At 70.9% G+C, this 12,857-nt stretch carries 11 protein-coding genes and 1 pseudogene; 6 read left to right on the forward strand and 6 right to left on the reverse strand.

What is annotated here, in order from left to right:
• Positions 1-86: 86 nt before the first annotated feature.
• Entirely contained in the window at positions 87-1,802 is a 1,716-nt protein-coding gene (locus HNR01_RS21615; protein ID WP_309236239.1) for a COG4223 family protein, read from the reverse strand.
• Here HNR01_RS21615 and HNR01_RS28060 point away from each other — a divergent pair.
• Positions 1,789-2,283: a hypothetical protein gene (locus HNR01_RS28060; RefSeq protein WP_309236238.1), complete on the forward strand. Its 495-nt coding sequence runs from the start codon at positions 1,789-1,791 to the stop codon at positions 2,281-2,283. The two genes, HNR01_RS21615 and HNR01_RS28060, sit on opposite strands and share 14 nt — an antisense overlap.
• A 274-nt stretch (positions 2,284-2,557) precedes the next feature.
• Here the strand turns inward: HNR01_RS28060 and HNR01_RS21620 are convergent, their stop codons facing one another.
• On the reverse strand, positions 2,558-3,271 hold the full coding sequence (locus HNR01_RS21620; protein WP_183669735.1) for a uroporphyrinogen-III synthase: 714 nt from the start codon (positions 3,269-3,271) through the stop codon (positions 2,558-2,560).
• Positions 3,272-3,463: 192 nt separating this feature from the next.
• On the opposite strand from HNR01_RS21620, the gene tsaD reads away from it, so the two are divergent.
• Entirely contained in the window at positions 3,464-4,507 is a 1,044-nt protein-coding gene (gene tsaD, locus HNR01_RS21625; RefSeq protein ID WP_183669832.1) for a tRNA (adenosine(37)-N6)-threonylcarbamoyltransferase complex transferase subunit TsaD, read from the forward strand.
• Between the two features lie 17 nt (positions 4,508-4,524).
• Here the strand turns inward: tsaD and HNR01_RS21630 are convergent, their stop codons facing one another.
• On the reverse strand, positions 4,525-6,000 hold the full coding sequence (locus HNR01_RS21630) for a methyl-accepting chemotaxis protein (RefSeq protein ID WP_017487447.1): 1,476 nt from the start codon (positions 5,998-6,000) through the stop codon (positions 4,525-4,527).
• Positions 6,001-6,543: 543 nt separating this feature from the next.
• Here HNR01_RS21630 and HNR01_RS21635 point away from each other — a divergent pair.
• Together HNR01_RS21635 and HNR01_RS21640 are read left to right on the forward strand one after the other, a co-directional pair.
• Positions 6,544-7,569 carry an NAD(P)H-dependent glycerol-3-phosphate dehydrogenase gene (locus HNR01_RS21635; RefSeq protein ID WP_017487446.1) on the forward strand — a complete coding sequence of 342 codons (1,026 nt, stop codon included), beginning with the start codon at positions 6,544-6,546 and terminating at the stop codon, positions 7,567-7,569.
• Positions 7,570-7,687: 118 nt separating this feature from the next.
• Positions 7,688-8,110, forward strand: coding sequence for an EVE domain-containing protein (locus tag HNR01_RS21640; protein ID WP_183669738.1), 423 nt, complete (start codon positions 7,688-7,690; stop codon positions 8,108-8,110).
• 43 nt (positions 8,111-8,153) lie between these two features.
• Here HNR01_RS21640 and HNR01_RS21645 read toward each other — a convergent pair whose 3' ends face one another.
• Positions 8,154-9,344, reverse strand: coding sequence for an acyltransferase family protein (locus HNR01_RS21645; protein WP_183669740.1), 1,191 nt, complete (start codon positions 9,342-9,344; stop codon positions 8,154-8,156).
• Between the two features lie 361 nt (positions 9,345-9,705).
• Between HNR01_RS21645 and HNR01_RS21650 the strand changes: the two genes are divergently transcribed.
• Positions 9,706-10,323: a ParB-like protein gene (locus HNR01_RS21650; protein WP_183669742.1), complete on the forward strand. Its 618-nt coding sequence runs from the start codon at positions 9,706-9,708 to the stop codon at positions 10,321-10,323.
• Here HNR01_RS21650 and HNR01_RS21655 read toward each other — a convergent pair.
• Both HNR01_RS21655 and HNR01_RS21660 read right to left on the reverse strand, forming a co-directional pair.
• On the reverse strand, positions 10,287-10,802 hold the full coding sequence (locus tag HNR01_RS21655; protein WP_183669744.1) for a disulfide bond formation protein B: 516 nt from the start codon (positions 10,800-10,802) through the stop codon (positions 10,287-10,289). The two genes, HNR01_RS21650 and HNR01_RS21655, sit on opposite strands and share 37 nt — an antisense overlap.
• Positions 10,799-11,380 (reverse strand): YqaA family protein, encoded by a 582-nt coding sequence (locus HNR01_RS21660; RefSeq protein WP_017487441.1) that lies wholly within the window; start codon positions 11,378-11,380, stop codon positions 10,799-10,801. The genes HNR01_RS21655 and HNR01_RS21660 overlap by 4 nt, the downstream gene beginning before the upstream one ends.
• A gap of 221 nt (positions 11,381-11,601) precedes the next feature.
• Here HNR01_RS21660 and HNR01_RS28065 point away from each other — a divergent pair.
• Positions 11,602-12,824 (forward strand): annotated as a pseudogene (locus HNR01_RS28065) (FAD-dependent monooxygenase).
• Positions 12,825-12,857: the final 33 nt, after the last annotated feature.

Raw genomic sequence — 12,857 nt, forward strand, 5'->3', positions numbered from 1 at the left:
GCGCACGCGGCCCAGGCAGAGTGGAAGGGGGAAACGCCGCACCGGGCGCGGCTCGTTCATCGTCATCGCGAAAAAGCTCCCGCCCGTCAGCGCGCGGGCGGCAGGCCGGTGAAGGCGTCGGCCAGCAGCGCTTGGGCCGCGCGGCCCGCCTCGGCCCGCGCGGAGAGCCGGGCGCCGAAATCACCGCCCTGGGCCCGCGCTTCCTCGGGCAGGGCGGCGTAGGCCTTGGCGGCCGCCGCGAGGTCGCCGCGGTCGAGGGCCGCCTGAACCTGCGCGGTCGAGCTCTCGCTGCCCGCGGCCGACGGCGTGACGCCCGCAGCCGGTCCCTCGACGCGCTTCACCTGCACCAGGGAGCTGGCCATGCTCATCAGCCGGTCGCCCACATTGCCGGTTTCGGCAACCGCCTTCGCCTGCGCCGCACGCTTGGCTTCGGCGATCTTATCGGAGATCCGGCGGAACTCCGCCGCGAGACCGGCGGCGGTCGGGGCGCCCTTGTCGGCGAAGGGAGCGAGCGCGTCGAGGCGCTTGGAATCCGCCGGTTCGAGATTGCGCAGGCTCGCGAGTGCGTCCGGATAGGGCTGGCCCGCCTCCAGCGCCGAGGCGATCCGGTCGGCTGCGACGATGCGAAGAGCCGATTGCACGGTGGTCTGCTTGGCGCTCTGATCGACCGCCTTGTCGAGGCTGGCGATCCGCTCCGACTGCTCCTGCAGCTTGTCCTGAAGCTTGCGCTCCAGGCCCTGCACGGTCTCGTCGGCGCGGGTCCGGGCGGCGTCGGCGGCCTGCTTGCCCGCCTGGGTCGCCTCCTGCGCGGCTTGGCTCGCCGCGGCGATGCGGCCCTCCAGCGCCTTCTGCACCTCGTCCAGCCGTCGGCCGAGCGCGGCCTCGGCCTCCGCGTCGGCCTTGGTGCGCGACGCGACCTCGCTCTGCAGCGCGGCGATCTTATCCGAGAGATCGGGCGACGGGCTCTTGGCGCCGCTCGCTTCGAGCGCCTTGATCCGGTCGTCGAGGGAGGCGAGCGCTGCCGGATCGACCGTCGGCGCGGTCTTCACCTCCGCGGTGCCGTCGCGGCCGGGCTCCTCCTGCAGCGCCGAGACCCGCTGGTCGAGGGCGTCGAGACGCGCCACGACGTCCGCCGGGACGGCGGGCGCCGGGACCGAGCCGTCGGCGGCAGGAGCGGCTCCCGCCTTCTGCAGCGCCTCGTTGGCGCGCTCCGTCGCGGCCTTCGCGGCCGCTTCCGCCCGGGCGACCGCGTCGGGCAAGGGCTTGAGCGCCTGTTCGTTGGCGGCGAGGCGCTTGTCGAGGCCCGCTACGGCATCCTTGGTGGCGAGGCCCGCGACAGACTTGTCGATAGCGGCCAGTCGCGGATCGGCTCCCCGCTGGTAGGTGGTGACGCCGTAGAGCAACCCGGCGCCGATCAAGCCGCCGAGCAGTCCCGACGCGGCGACCGAACCGAAGCCCGGGCCGCTGCGTGCGGGATGCGCGGCCGCTTTCGGCACTTCACTGGAGGAGGTTTTGGGCGAGGCGGAGGTGCCCGTCCCCTCCTTGCCCGCATCGGGCTTCGCGCCCGGCTTCACCGCCTCCGCCGGATCGGAGAGGCGCTTGGCCTTCAGGTCGAGGATCGGCCCGTCGGTCAGCGAGGCCGTCTCCGTTACCCTGGTGGCACCCTGCGCCGTTCCGGATTTTGCATCCGGCTTGGTGTCCTGAGACTTGGTCTCCTGAGACTTGGTCTCCTGGGACTTGGCATCTTGGGACTTGGCATCTTGGGGCTTGGCAGTCCCGGAGGCCGGGATGTCCGGCCTCACCGCGCTGCTGCCGGTCGCGCCGGCTTTGGCGGGTGCCTCCGGTTTCGCGTCGGCGGGCTTGGTCCCGGCCGTGTTCGGCGGCACGGCGCTGCTTCCGGTCGGGCCCGGCTTCAACGGCGCGCTGCCCCCGGTTGCACCGGAGGTCGCAGGGCCGGAGGCCGTGGAGCCGGAGGCGGCCGGGGAAGCGGATCCGGCCGACGGCCGTCCCGGCTCGGTGGACTTGCCGGACGTCGGACCCGTGGTCGTGCCGGAGGGGGGAACGGCGCTGCTGCCGGTGGGCCCCGGCTTGGCCGGCGCATCCGCCTTGGCGTCCTGCGGACGGCCGAGGGAACCTGTCGGCCCGCTGCCGGACAGGGCGCTGCTGCCGGTCGGCCCCGCCTTGACCGGCTCCGACTTGACCGGGTCGGGCTTCGCGGAGGAGGCGGTCGCGGACGGCTCGGCCGGCTTGCCCGTCACCTTGGGATCGGCGGGTCGGGACTGATACCTCGTCGAGTCCTTGGCCGGCTCCCTGACTTGCTCAGGAGACTTGCCTTGCTCGAGAGACTTGCCTTGCTCGGAAGGCTTGGCACCGTCCCTGGGGCCGTCCTTGGGTGAAGTCACGGGCGTTCGCTCCATTCAGCCGCCGCACCGGCGCGATCTGCTCCCATAGAAGAGCGAAACCGCGCCGTCATCCATTGGAGCCGCTTGCGGGCTCCTTCTCCGACGCTCCGGCACATCTCACGTCCGCATCGGCCCGCAGGGCGCAACGAGGGCGTTCAGTCCGAAGCCGCGAGACCGGCGAGGAGTGCCTCCTCGCTCGGCCGCGCCGCCACAAAATGGGCCGCAACGCCGAGCTCGACCAGTCCCGCGGCCACGTCCGGGGACAGGCAGTAATGCGCCAGCGCCCGAAACGCTCCGCTCAAACCCGCTTCTCGGCACAGCCGCGCGGCGATTTCGGCGCTGCGCCGGGAGAAGTGCAGGGCCGCCGCCAGCGGCGGAACGCCGTCCTCACCCGCGAGCGCTCGGCCGGCCGTCTCGGGCAGCACCGCCTCGGCCCGGGCGGCGTAGGCGGTCCAGGTCGTGACCCGGTAGCCGTCGGCGGCGAGGCTCGCGGCGGGCTCCGCCTTGCGATCCTCGCCCGCGGCGTGGAGAAGGGCGCCGCCCGGCTTCACGTAGGCCGCGACCAGCCGGGCCAGGTCGGCGGCGTCACCGTCGGCGCAGAGGACGGATCGCAGCCCCGCCCGCTCCGCCCGCTCGGCCGTGCGGCGGCCAACGGCGAAGACCGGCGCGGCAGGCAGGCCCGCTTCGGCCAGGGGCAGGGCGGCGTTGGCGCTCGTCAGGATCAGTCCGTCGAACCGGCCGGCGGGTGGCGGTCCATCGCCCGGCCCGATCCTGAGCACGGGCGCCAGCAGCGCCTCGTGACCGAGTTCGGTCAACCGCCGCGCCGTGCGTCCCGCGCCCGGCTCGGGCCGCGACACCCAGATCCGCATGCGAGCGCCTCCCCTCACGTCATCCACATGACGCCTTCCCCAGAAACCGCCGGCCGGGCGCATCAACTGTATCCGCTGCCGATTTCGTCGTAGACGTGTCGGCGCGAGCGGTCCGAGCCGGCTTTCGCGAGACATGGAGTAGGCGGGCCGGCCCCCGGCGCGCAACGGTGCGTGGACGTCAGCGTGACACTCATGAAGATCCTCGGCATCGAGACCACCTGCGACGAGACCGCCGCCGCGGTCGTGACGCTCGGCGAGGACGAGCGCGGGCAGATCCTCGCCAACGAGGTGCTGAGCCAGATCGCCGAGCACGCGGCCTATGGCGGTGTCGTGCCCGAGATCGCCGCCCGCGCCCATGTCGAGGTGCTCGACCGGCTGATCGCCCGGGCACTCCAGCGGGCGGGGACCCCATTGGCCGAGATCGACGGCATCGCGGTCGCTGCCGGGCCCGGCCTGATCGGCGGCGTCCTGGTCGGCCTCGTCACGGCCAAGACTCTCTCCCTCGTCGCCCGCAAGCCGCTCCTGGCGGTCAACCACTTGGAGGCGCACGCGCTGACGCCGCGGCTCACCGACGGGCTCGCCTTCCCCTATCTGCTGCTGCTGGCCTCCGGCGGGCACACGCAGCTCGTCGCGGTGAAGGGCGTCGGCGACTACGTCCGGCTCGGCACCACCATCGACGATGCCATCGGCGAGGCGTTCGACAAGGTCGCCAAGCTGCTGGGGCTCGGCTATCCCGGCGGCCCGGAGGTGGAGCGGCAGGCCCAGAGCGGCGATCCGGAGCGTTTCGCGCTGCCGAGGCCGATGCTGGGGCGGCGGCAGGCGGATTTCTCGCTGTCGGGGCTCAAGACGGCCCTGCGCATCGAGGCCGAACGGCTCGAGCCGCTCGCCTCGCAGGACGTGGCGGATCTCTGCGCGAGCTTCCAGGCGGCGGTGGTGGATGTGGTGGTGGACCGCGTCCGTGTCGCCCTGCGCGCCTTCGCGGACGTCGCCGGGCATCCGACCGCGCTCGTCGCCGCCGGCGGCGTGGCCGCCAACGGGGCCATCCGCCGGGCTCTCGCCGCGCAGGCGGGAGAGGTCGGGCTGAGCTTCGTCGCCCCGCCGCTGCCGCTGTGCGGCGATAACGGAGCGATGATCGCCTGGGCCGGGCTGGAGCGCCTGCGGCTCGGCCTCGTCGACGACCTCACCGTGCCGGCCCGCGCCCGCTGGCCCTTCGCGGAGGCCGCGCCGGCCGCCTGAGATCAGGCGATCCGAGATCAGGCGAGCGCGCGGGCGGAGGCGGTCACCTTCTGCACGGATTGATCGACCTCGCTCGCGGCATAGGCGATGCCGTCGGCGTTGCGGCGGACGGCGTCCACGCTGCGCGCGGCGGTCTGCATGTTGGTCGCGATCTCCTGCGTGACCGCCGCCTGCTCGGTGACGGCGGAGGAGACGCTCATCGAGATCTCGCTCAGATCGGTGATGGTCGAGACGATCGCGCGGATCGCCTCGACCGCCCGGGCGGAGGAGTCCTGCACGGCGGCGATCTGCTGGCCGATATCCTCGGTGGCGCGCGACGACTGGCTGGCCAGCGCCTTCACCTCGGTGGCGACCACCGCGAAGCCGCGTCCGGCCGCTCCGGCGCGGGCCGCCTCGATCGTGGCATTGAGGGCGAGCAGGTTGGTCTGGTCGGCGATCGAGCGGATCACGGAGACCACCTCGCCGATGCGCTCGGCCGTGGCGGTCAGGCCGCTGACGATGCCGCCCGCCTCCTCGGCGCGGGTCACGGCCGCGTCGGCGGCAGTCTTGGCCTGCGAGGCGTGGCGGCTCAATTCCGAGATCGAGGCCGCGAATTCCTCGGCGCCCGCGGCGACGGACTGGACGTTGTCGGAGGTGACGGCGACCGCCGCCGCCGTCTCGCTGGCCTGACGGCTGACATTCGACATCGCGCCGGTGATGGCACCGAGATCGTCCTCGATGGCGCGCTGGCCGGTGGCGCGCCGCATCCGGTCGGCCACGACCTGGGTCACGTCGCTGGCGAACTTCACGACTCCGCAGGGGCGACCGTCACGATCGAAGACCGGATTGTAGGTGCCGTAGATCCAGATCGTGCGCCCGCCCTTGGCGAACCGCCGGAACTCGCCCGCCTGAAAGGTGCCGCTCGCGAGCGACTTCCAGAACTCGGCGTAGGCGGCGCCCCTGGCCTCCTCGGGATCGACGAACAGGCTGTGATGCCGGCCGCGGATCTCGTCGAGCCTGTAGCCCATCGCGTTCAGAAAATTTTCGTTGGCATCCGTGATCGTGCCGTCGAGGCCGAAATGGATCACCGCCTGGGAACGGTTGATCGCGGCGATCTGCCCCTCGTAGCCCGCGTTGCGCTGGGTCTGGGCGGTGATGTCGCTGGCGAACTTCACCACCTTGTAGGGCCGCCCGCGTCGATCGAGGATCGGGTTGTAGGAGGCCTGAATCCAGACCGACCGGCCTCCCTTGGCGATCCGGCGGAACTCGCGAGCCTGGAACTCGCCGCGGCGAAGCGCTTCCCAGAAGGCCTTGTATTCCGAGCTCTCACGCTGTTCCGGCGGCATGAAGATCGCGTGCGGGCGGCCGCGCACCTCATCGAGTGTGTAGCCGACGAGATTGAGGAAGTTGGCGTTGGCGTTCGTGATGGTTCCGTCCATCGCGAATTCGATACGGCCTTGAGCACGGTCGACGGCGGCAAGGACCGAATCTTGTTCGGATTGGAAGATCGCCACGGCTGAATGTCCCAGGCATCATGTGTTTCGGCAAAAATGTTCTTGCAGAATGTTGTTAACTGACCGTTAATTTCGCAATCTTCGACCAGTATGCGACGGAATGACACTAGTCAAAAATCAAGAAATCCGTTGGAATAAGACCATAAATCGTTTCCGGCATTTGTTATGATGAGTTTTATGATTTGAAGATCAATCCTGAGTTGAGAACAGGCCTCTGATCGTATGCGGCTCGACAGCGATGATCGAACCGGTGCGATCGCAGGGAACCAATTGCCAGCTCTGGCCGGGGATGTGCCGCGAAGACCTTTCGGCGCAGGTCCGTAACGGAAAATGCTGTCGCACATCGATGCGGTCACGGCTGGAAACCGATGTGTATCTGCTTCCATGCCTGCGATGGAACGCGCATCGGCGGTGCGGGCACGGATCGCGCAGGATCGTGGATCGGTGCTCGCTCTTCCGCCGACAGGTCGTTATCGCGGGTCTGACGATGTGGCGCCGGGCCGACACCTTGGCTGTCACCGGCCGGGATGAACCGGGTTCCCGATGGAGGCGGACATGAAGTCAGGCACGCAGCGGCGGGACGAGGTCGTCGCCGTCATCGGCGGCGGGTCCTGGGGTACGGCGCTGGCCAACGCCGCCGCCGCTGCGGGACGCGCGGTCATACTGTGGATGCGCGATCCCGAGGCCGCCGCACGGATGGAGCAGCAGCGGACCAACGAGCGCTATCTGCCCGGCGTCGCCCTGCATCCGGGCGTACGAGCGACCGCCGAGGCCGCGGCCCTGGAGGGGGCGGGGACGGTGCTGCTCGTCGTGCCGGCGCAGACCCTGCGCAGCGTGCTCGCCGCGCTAGCCCCCACGCTCGCGCCCGATGCCGCGGTGGTGCTCTGCGCCAAGGGGATCGAGCGGGGCAGCGACGCCTTCATGAGCGCGGTCGCGGCGGAGGTGCTGCCGGCGGGTACGCCGATCGCGGTTCTGTCAGGTCCGAGCTTCGCCTCCGACGTCGCCCGCGGCCTGCCCACGGCCGTGACGCTCGCCGCGGAGGATGGTGCGACGGCGGCGCGGCTCGCCGGCCTGCTCTCGGGGCCTGCCTTCCGGCTCTACCACACCGACGACGTGCGCGGCGTAGAGGTGGGGGGCGCAGGCAAGAACGTGCTCGCGATCGCCGCCGGCATCGTCGCCGGTCGCGGCCTCGGCGAGAGCGCCCGCGCCGCGCTGATCGCCCGCGCCTTCGCCGAGTTGATGCGCTTTGCCCGCGCCTATGGCGGCCGGGCGGAGACGTTGATGGGCCTGTCGGGCCTGGGCGACCTCGTGCTCACGGCGTCCTCGCCGCAATCGCGCAATTTCGCCTTCGGCGAGCGCCTGGGGAAGGGCGCGTCGCCCGAGGAGGCCGCAGGCGGCAAGCTCGTGGAAGGCGCCTTCACCGCGCAGGCACTGGTCGGGCTCGCCCGGACGCGGGAGATCGAGATGCCCGTGGCCGAGGCGGTGGCCGCGGTGGTGGCCGGCGCGCTCACGGTCGATGCGGCGATGGCCCGCCTGTTGTCGCGGCCGCTCAAGGCGGAGACGGCGTGAGCGGCCGCTCACGCCCGGCGATCTGACGGCCGGCCGAGGGCGGAGCGGTGTGCGCCCTTCAAGCGCGGCCGGATTTTCGATAAGCGAGGGCGCCTTTCCGACGGAGCCGTCCTGCGCCATGGCCTATTGGCTGTTCAAGTCCGAACCCTCGACCTGGTCATGGGATCAGCAAGTCGAAGCGGGGGAGGGGGGGACCTTCTGGAACGGCGTGCGCAACCACCTCGCCAAGAAGCAGATGCAGGCGATGCAGGTCGGCGAGCGCGGCTTCTTCTATCATTCCAACGAGGGCAAGGCCGTCGTTGGCATCGTCGAGGTCATCAGGCCCTATTATCCGGACCACACCGACGAGAGCGGACGCTTCGGCATGGTGGATGTGAGGGCCGTGGCGCCGATGCCGCGCCCGGTGACCCTCGACGCCATCAAGGCGGAGGCCGCGCTCAAGGATATGGCCCTCGTCACCAATTCGCGTCTCTCGGTCCAGCCGGTGACGGAGGCGGAATGGGCCGCGGTGTGCGCCATGGGCGGCTTCGACGCCCGCTGATCGGCGGTCCGCGCAGAGACGGTGCAAAGAGCCGGCCGGCTCGTCAGCGGGTGAGCGCGCCGGACATCGGTTCACGGTTGCGCCGTCGCGCGCTCACTGCGCTGATGGCGCGGGCGAGGCCCACGCGCAGAGGCGGCTCGATCCGTCGCGACACCAGGACGGATGCGGCGACGGCCAACAGGATGCCGCCCGCGAGGCTCGCGGCCGGCGGCAGGCCGTTGGCGGCCAGGAACCGCATCGTCAGGGCGCCGACGAAGGTGTGCAGCAGGTAGAGCGGATAGGTCGCGAGGCCGAGATCGCGGAAACGCCGCCCGAGGCCGGGAAGGGCCTCGCTCAGCGCGGCGTTCACGCGGATCGACAGGCAGAACAGGAGCAGGAAGACGGCGTAGAGGAGCCACGGCATCGCGGGGCTCCGGTCGAGGTCGAGCGAGGCGCCGACGAAGCCGGCATCGTAGCGGATCTGCAGGAAGGCTCCCGTCAGGCACACGGCGAGGCCGGTCAGGCGGGATCCGGTTAGACCCTGCCGCACCGCGCCCCACAGCAGGACGCCGAGGGCGAAGTGGCAGCCATGGGTGAGAAGGAGGAGCTTGGCGATCCGTGTGCTGATGATCCGGTCGAGATCCGGCCAGACCGGTGCCGCCGCCAGCAGCCATGCCGTCGCGCTGACGACGCCGACCGCCAGGATCACCGGTTCCAGCCGTTCGAACCGGTTCAGGCACAGCAGGAGATAGACCAGCCCGTAGAACACGATCTCGATCCCGAGCGTCCAGTAGACGCCGTCGATCCAGCGCGGAGCCGGGAACAGGATGAGGGTACGGACGTAGCGCTCGAACAGAACCCAGACCGTCTCGGGGAAGAACAGCAGCGCGAGGCCGAAGGAGACGGTGGCGCAGAACCAGACGCCCGGCATCAGGCGCAGGATGCGCCCGGCGAGGAAGCGCGACGCGCTCGCCTGCGAGGCGGAGTAGGCGATGACGTAGCCCGAGATCACGAAGAACATCTGCACGCCGACCCATCCCTCCGAGCTGACGGGCAGCAGGGCCGGAAACGGGATCGGCGATCCGAGCAGGGTGGCCGCCTCGCTCGACGGGACCATCCAGGCGGTGCAGGCGAGGTGATACAGCATGACGAGGCAGGCCGCGCCGAAGCGCAGCAGGTCGAGGCCGATCAGGGGACGCGGCGCGTGCGAGCGCAGGGCCGCCGATGGTTCGATCCCGGTCGAGACGGATGCCATGCCTGTTTTCCCATCGCAGGGACGCTGCCGTGCTGTCGCTCGGCGTTGCGGCGCGCGTAACTTGTCTTCCGGCAAATCCCTCTTCGGGACAACGGGATTAGAATACCGAGATCTGCCTTTTTCTGCTCTTTCATCGGCCTTGACACTGACAATGCGGCTCTAGTTCCCGGGGCACGGTAAAGTGCGGTCGATCCATCGAGTCGGGTCGGCGACGCTCGGCTCCCGCACGCCCGGCGGTGTGAGCGGCGGCTGCCCGTCATCCTTCCGGCAGCCCGTCCCTGGGCTGTCCGGATCCGGACGGCGGGCCGAACCGGTGCGACGGCGCTTCACGGACATGACCCGAACAGGATGGGAGACACCGATGGCGCCGCGCGAACCCCTGCTCATCTCCGTGCCGATCGCGGAATTGCGCCCGACGCAGATCACGGTCGGCTACCGCGAGGTGGAGGAGAAGCGCCGACGCTGGCGGGAGCACGATTCCGAGAAGAAGGCGGCCTTCCTCGGCTCGCACATGATCCCGGTGCTGCTCGGGCCGAAGAAGAAGCACTACGTGATCGACCATCACCACCTCGCCCGCGCTCTGCAGGAGGAGGGGGAGGAAAGCGTGCTGGTGACCGTCGTCGCCGACCTGCACCGGCTCGACAAGGATGCCTTCTGGACGGTGGCCGACCACAAGGCCTGGGTCCATCCCTACGACGTCACCGGCGTGAGGGTCGGCTTCGACGACATTCCGAAGGCGATCGCGGATCTCGCCGACGACCCGTTCCGCAGCCTCGCGGGCGAACTTCGCCGGGCCGGCGGTTTCGCCAAGGACACGACGCCCTTCAGCGAATTCCTCTGGGCCGACTACCTCCGGCGCAACCTGAAGCGGAAGGCGGTCGAGCGCGATTTCACCAAGGCCGTCGAGAGCGCGCTGCGCCTCGCGAAGGCGCCGGAGGCCGGTTACCTGCCGGGCTGGTGCGGGCCGCTCGACGGCTGAGCCAGACCTGCGGCCGCCGCGGCGAAGAGGCCGAGGGCGGCCGCGATCACGGCGTTCCACCCGGCGAGCGAGAGGCCGAGGAAGCGCCACGCGGCGGCGGTGCAATCGACCGGCCGCACGGTTTCCAGGTTCTTCAGGAAGTCGGCCACGTCCGCCGGGCCGGCGCCGGACCCGCCGCCGCAATCGTTCGGGCCCGGCCAGAACCCCCATTCCGCCCCCGCGTGGTACACGCCGAGACCGGCCCCGTAGATCAGGATCAGGGCCACGAGGCCGAGGAGGAAGCGGGCGGGCCGCGGCGGGAGCAGGGCGGCGGCCAGCGCAAGCGGCGCGGCGAGGTAGTAGGGCACCCGCTCCGTCAGGCAGAGCTTGCACGGCACGTAGCCGAGGCCGTGCTCGAACACGAGGGCGCCGCCGACGGTGAGGGCGGCCCCGAGCGCCACGGCAAGCGCGGCGCTCCGCAGGGTGAGAAGGCGGGTCACAGCATCACCTTGAAGGCGACGAAGCCCAGGATCACCACGGCGGCGAACAGACCGGCCACCACGTTGAGGTGCCGGTCGAGCACGGCGCGGATGCCGATGCCGTAGCGCCCGAGCAGCCAGGCCAGCAGGAAGAAGCGCGCGCCGCGGGTGACGACCGAGAGCAGCGTGAACCAGAACAGCGAGTAGTGGGCGAAGCCCGAGGTGATGGTGACGAGCTTGTAGGGGATCGGCGTGAGGCCTTTCAGCAGGATCACCCAATGCCCGTAGGTGGCGTAGGACGCCTGGAAGGTCGCCGCCTTGTCCGCCAGTCCGTAGAGGTTGAACAGCCATTGCCCGACCGAGTCGAACAGCAGCGCGCCGATGGCGTAGCCGAGCAAGCCGCCGAGCACCGAGGCGGCCGTGGCGATGGTGGCGTAGAGCCAGACCCGGTCCGGCCGGCTCACCGCCATCGGCACCATCATCGCATCCGGCGGGACGGGGAAGAACGAACTCTCGGCGAAGGCCACCGCCCCGAGCGCCCACGGCGCGGACGGCTTGGCGGCGAGCGCGAGTATCCACTCGTAGAGCCGGCGGAGCATGGGGCCTCGTTGCGGTCCGGGAAGCGGTGCCCTTTCAGCACAGATGCGGCTCCGAGGCGAGGGTCGAGGAGTGCGGCCGGCCGAACTCCCCGCGGCCGGGCCCGTCGCGATCTCGTGTGCCGACTTGCGGCACCCCTCCGCTGGTCCTCCGGCCGCGGCCGCACATATCGCCGGTGCCGGGGCGGGGAGCGCCGCGGATCGCTTGCAACCGGGTCTCGTCGATGCCGCGCCGCGTCTTGATCACAGGGGCCAGTGTGGCCGGTAACACCGCCGCGTTCTGGCTCGGCCGTGCGGGGTTCGACGTCACCGTGGTTGAGCGCGCGCCCGGATTTCGCGATGGCGGCCAGAACGTCGACCTGCGCGGGGTCGGGCGCGAGGTGCTGCGGCGGATGGGACTGGAGCAGGCGGCGCTGGAGCGCGGGACCGGCGAGGAGGGGACCACATGGGTCGACGGCGGCGGCCGGGTCGTCGCCCGCTTCGCCGCCGCGGATATCGACGGTGACGGACCGACCGCCGAGATGGAGATCCTGCGCGGCGATCTGGCCCGTCTGCTCTTCGAGGCCGCCCGGGGGCATGCCGCCTTCCGCTTCGGCGACCGCGTGGAACGCGTCGATGAGGACGAGGGGGAGTGACCGTCGGCTTCGCCGGAGGAGGATCCGAGCGCTACGACGCGGTGATCGTCGCCGAGGGCGTTGGGTCATCGACCCGCGAGCGCGTCTTCCCCGGCGAGAACACCCCGCGCTGGATGGATCTGACCATCGCCTATCTCACGATTCCCCGAACCGCCGACGACGACAGGATGTGGCGCTGGTACAACGCCACGCAAGGCCGGGGCGTCTCGCTGCGTCCCGACCGGCACGGCACGACGCGGGCGATGCTGATGATCCAGCAGCCGCCGGGCGGCGAGCAGGACTGGTCGCCCGACCGGCAGCGGGCCTTTCTGCGCGCGCGGTTCGCGGATGCGGGCTGGGAGGCGCCGCGCGTGCTCGCCGCCCTGGACAAGACGGACGACTTCTACTTCGACGTTCTGCGACAGGTGCGGATGAAGGTGTGGTCGAAGGGGCGCGTCGTTCTGACGGGCGATGCCGCGTGGTGCGCCACCCCGCTGGCGGGGGTCGGCACGACCCTGGCGATCACCGGTGCCTACGTGCTGGCCGGCGAGATGGTGCGCAACGGCGACGTCGTCAGCGCCTTCGCCGCCTACGAGCGGGCCATGCGCGCGATGGTGGACAAGGCTCAGGGCGTGCCGAAGATCGCGCCGCGGGTGATGAACCCGCACAGCCGGCTCGGCATCCGCCTCCTGCACGCCGTGCTGCGCGCGGCGAGCCATCCGGGCCTGCGCAACCTCGCCGTCAAGGCCTTCGCCCGACCGCCCGTCCAGCCCGACCTGTCACCCTACCGGGCCCTGGAAGCCGGCCGCCTGCCGGAAAAACTGTCCGGCTGAAGGGCGCCGGCCGGCCCGTCACGCCCCACGTCA

The organism is Methylorubrum rhodesianum, assembly GCF_014199985.1.
GTDB classification, from domain to species: Bacteria; Pseudomonadota; Alphaproteobacteria; order Rhizobiales; family Beijerinckiaceae; genus Methylobacterium; species Methylobacterium rhodesianum.

Coding starts and splice junctions, on each gene's coding strand:
- HNR01_RS28060 (WP_309236238.1), top strand. CDS start 1,789: ATGTCCGGCCTCACCGCGCTGCTGCCGGTCGCGCCGGCTTTGGCGGGT.
- HNR01_RS21620 (WP_183669735.1), bottom strand. CDS start 3,271: ATGCGGATCTGGGTGTCGCGGCCCGAGCCGGGCGCGGGACGCACGGCG.
- tsaD (WP_183669832.1), top strand. CDS start 3,464: ATGAAGATCCTCGGCATCGAGACCACCTGCGACGAGACCGCCGCCGCG.
- HNR01_RS21635 (WP_017487446.1), top strand. CDS start 6,544: ATGGAGGCGGACATGAAGTCAGGCACGCAGCGGCGGGACGAGGTCGTC.
- HNR01_RS21640 (WP_183669738.1), top strand. CDS start 7,688: ATGGCCTATTGGCTGTTCAAGTCCGAACCCTCGACCTGGTCATGGGAT.
- HNR01_RS21645 (WP_183669740.1), bottom strand. CDS start 9,344: ATGGCATCCGTCTCGACCGGGATCGAACCATCGGCGGCCCTGCGCTCG.
- HNR01_RS21650 (WP_183669742.1), top strand. CDS start 9,706: ATGGCGCCGCGCGAACCCCTGCTCATCTCCGTGCCGATCGCGGAATTG.
- HNR01_RS21660 (WP_017487441.1), bottom strand. CDS start 11,380: ATGCTCCGCCGGCTCTACGAGTGGATACTCGCGCTCGCCGCCAAGCCG.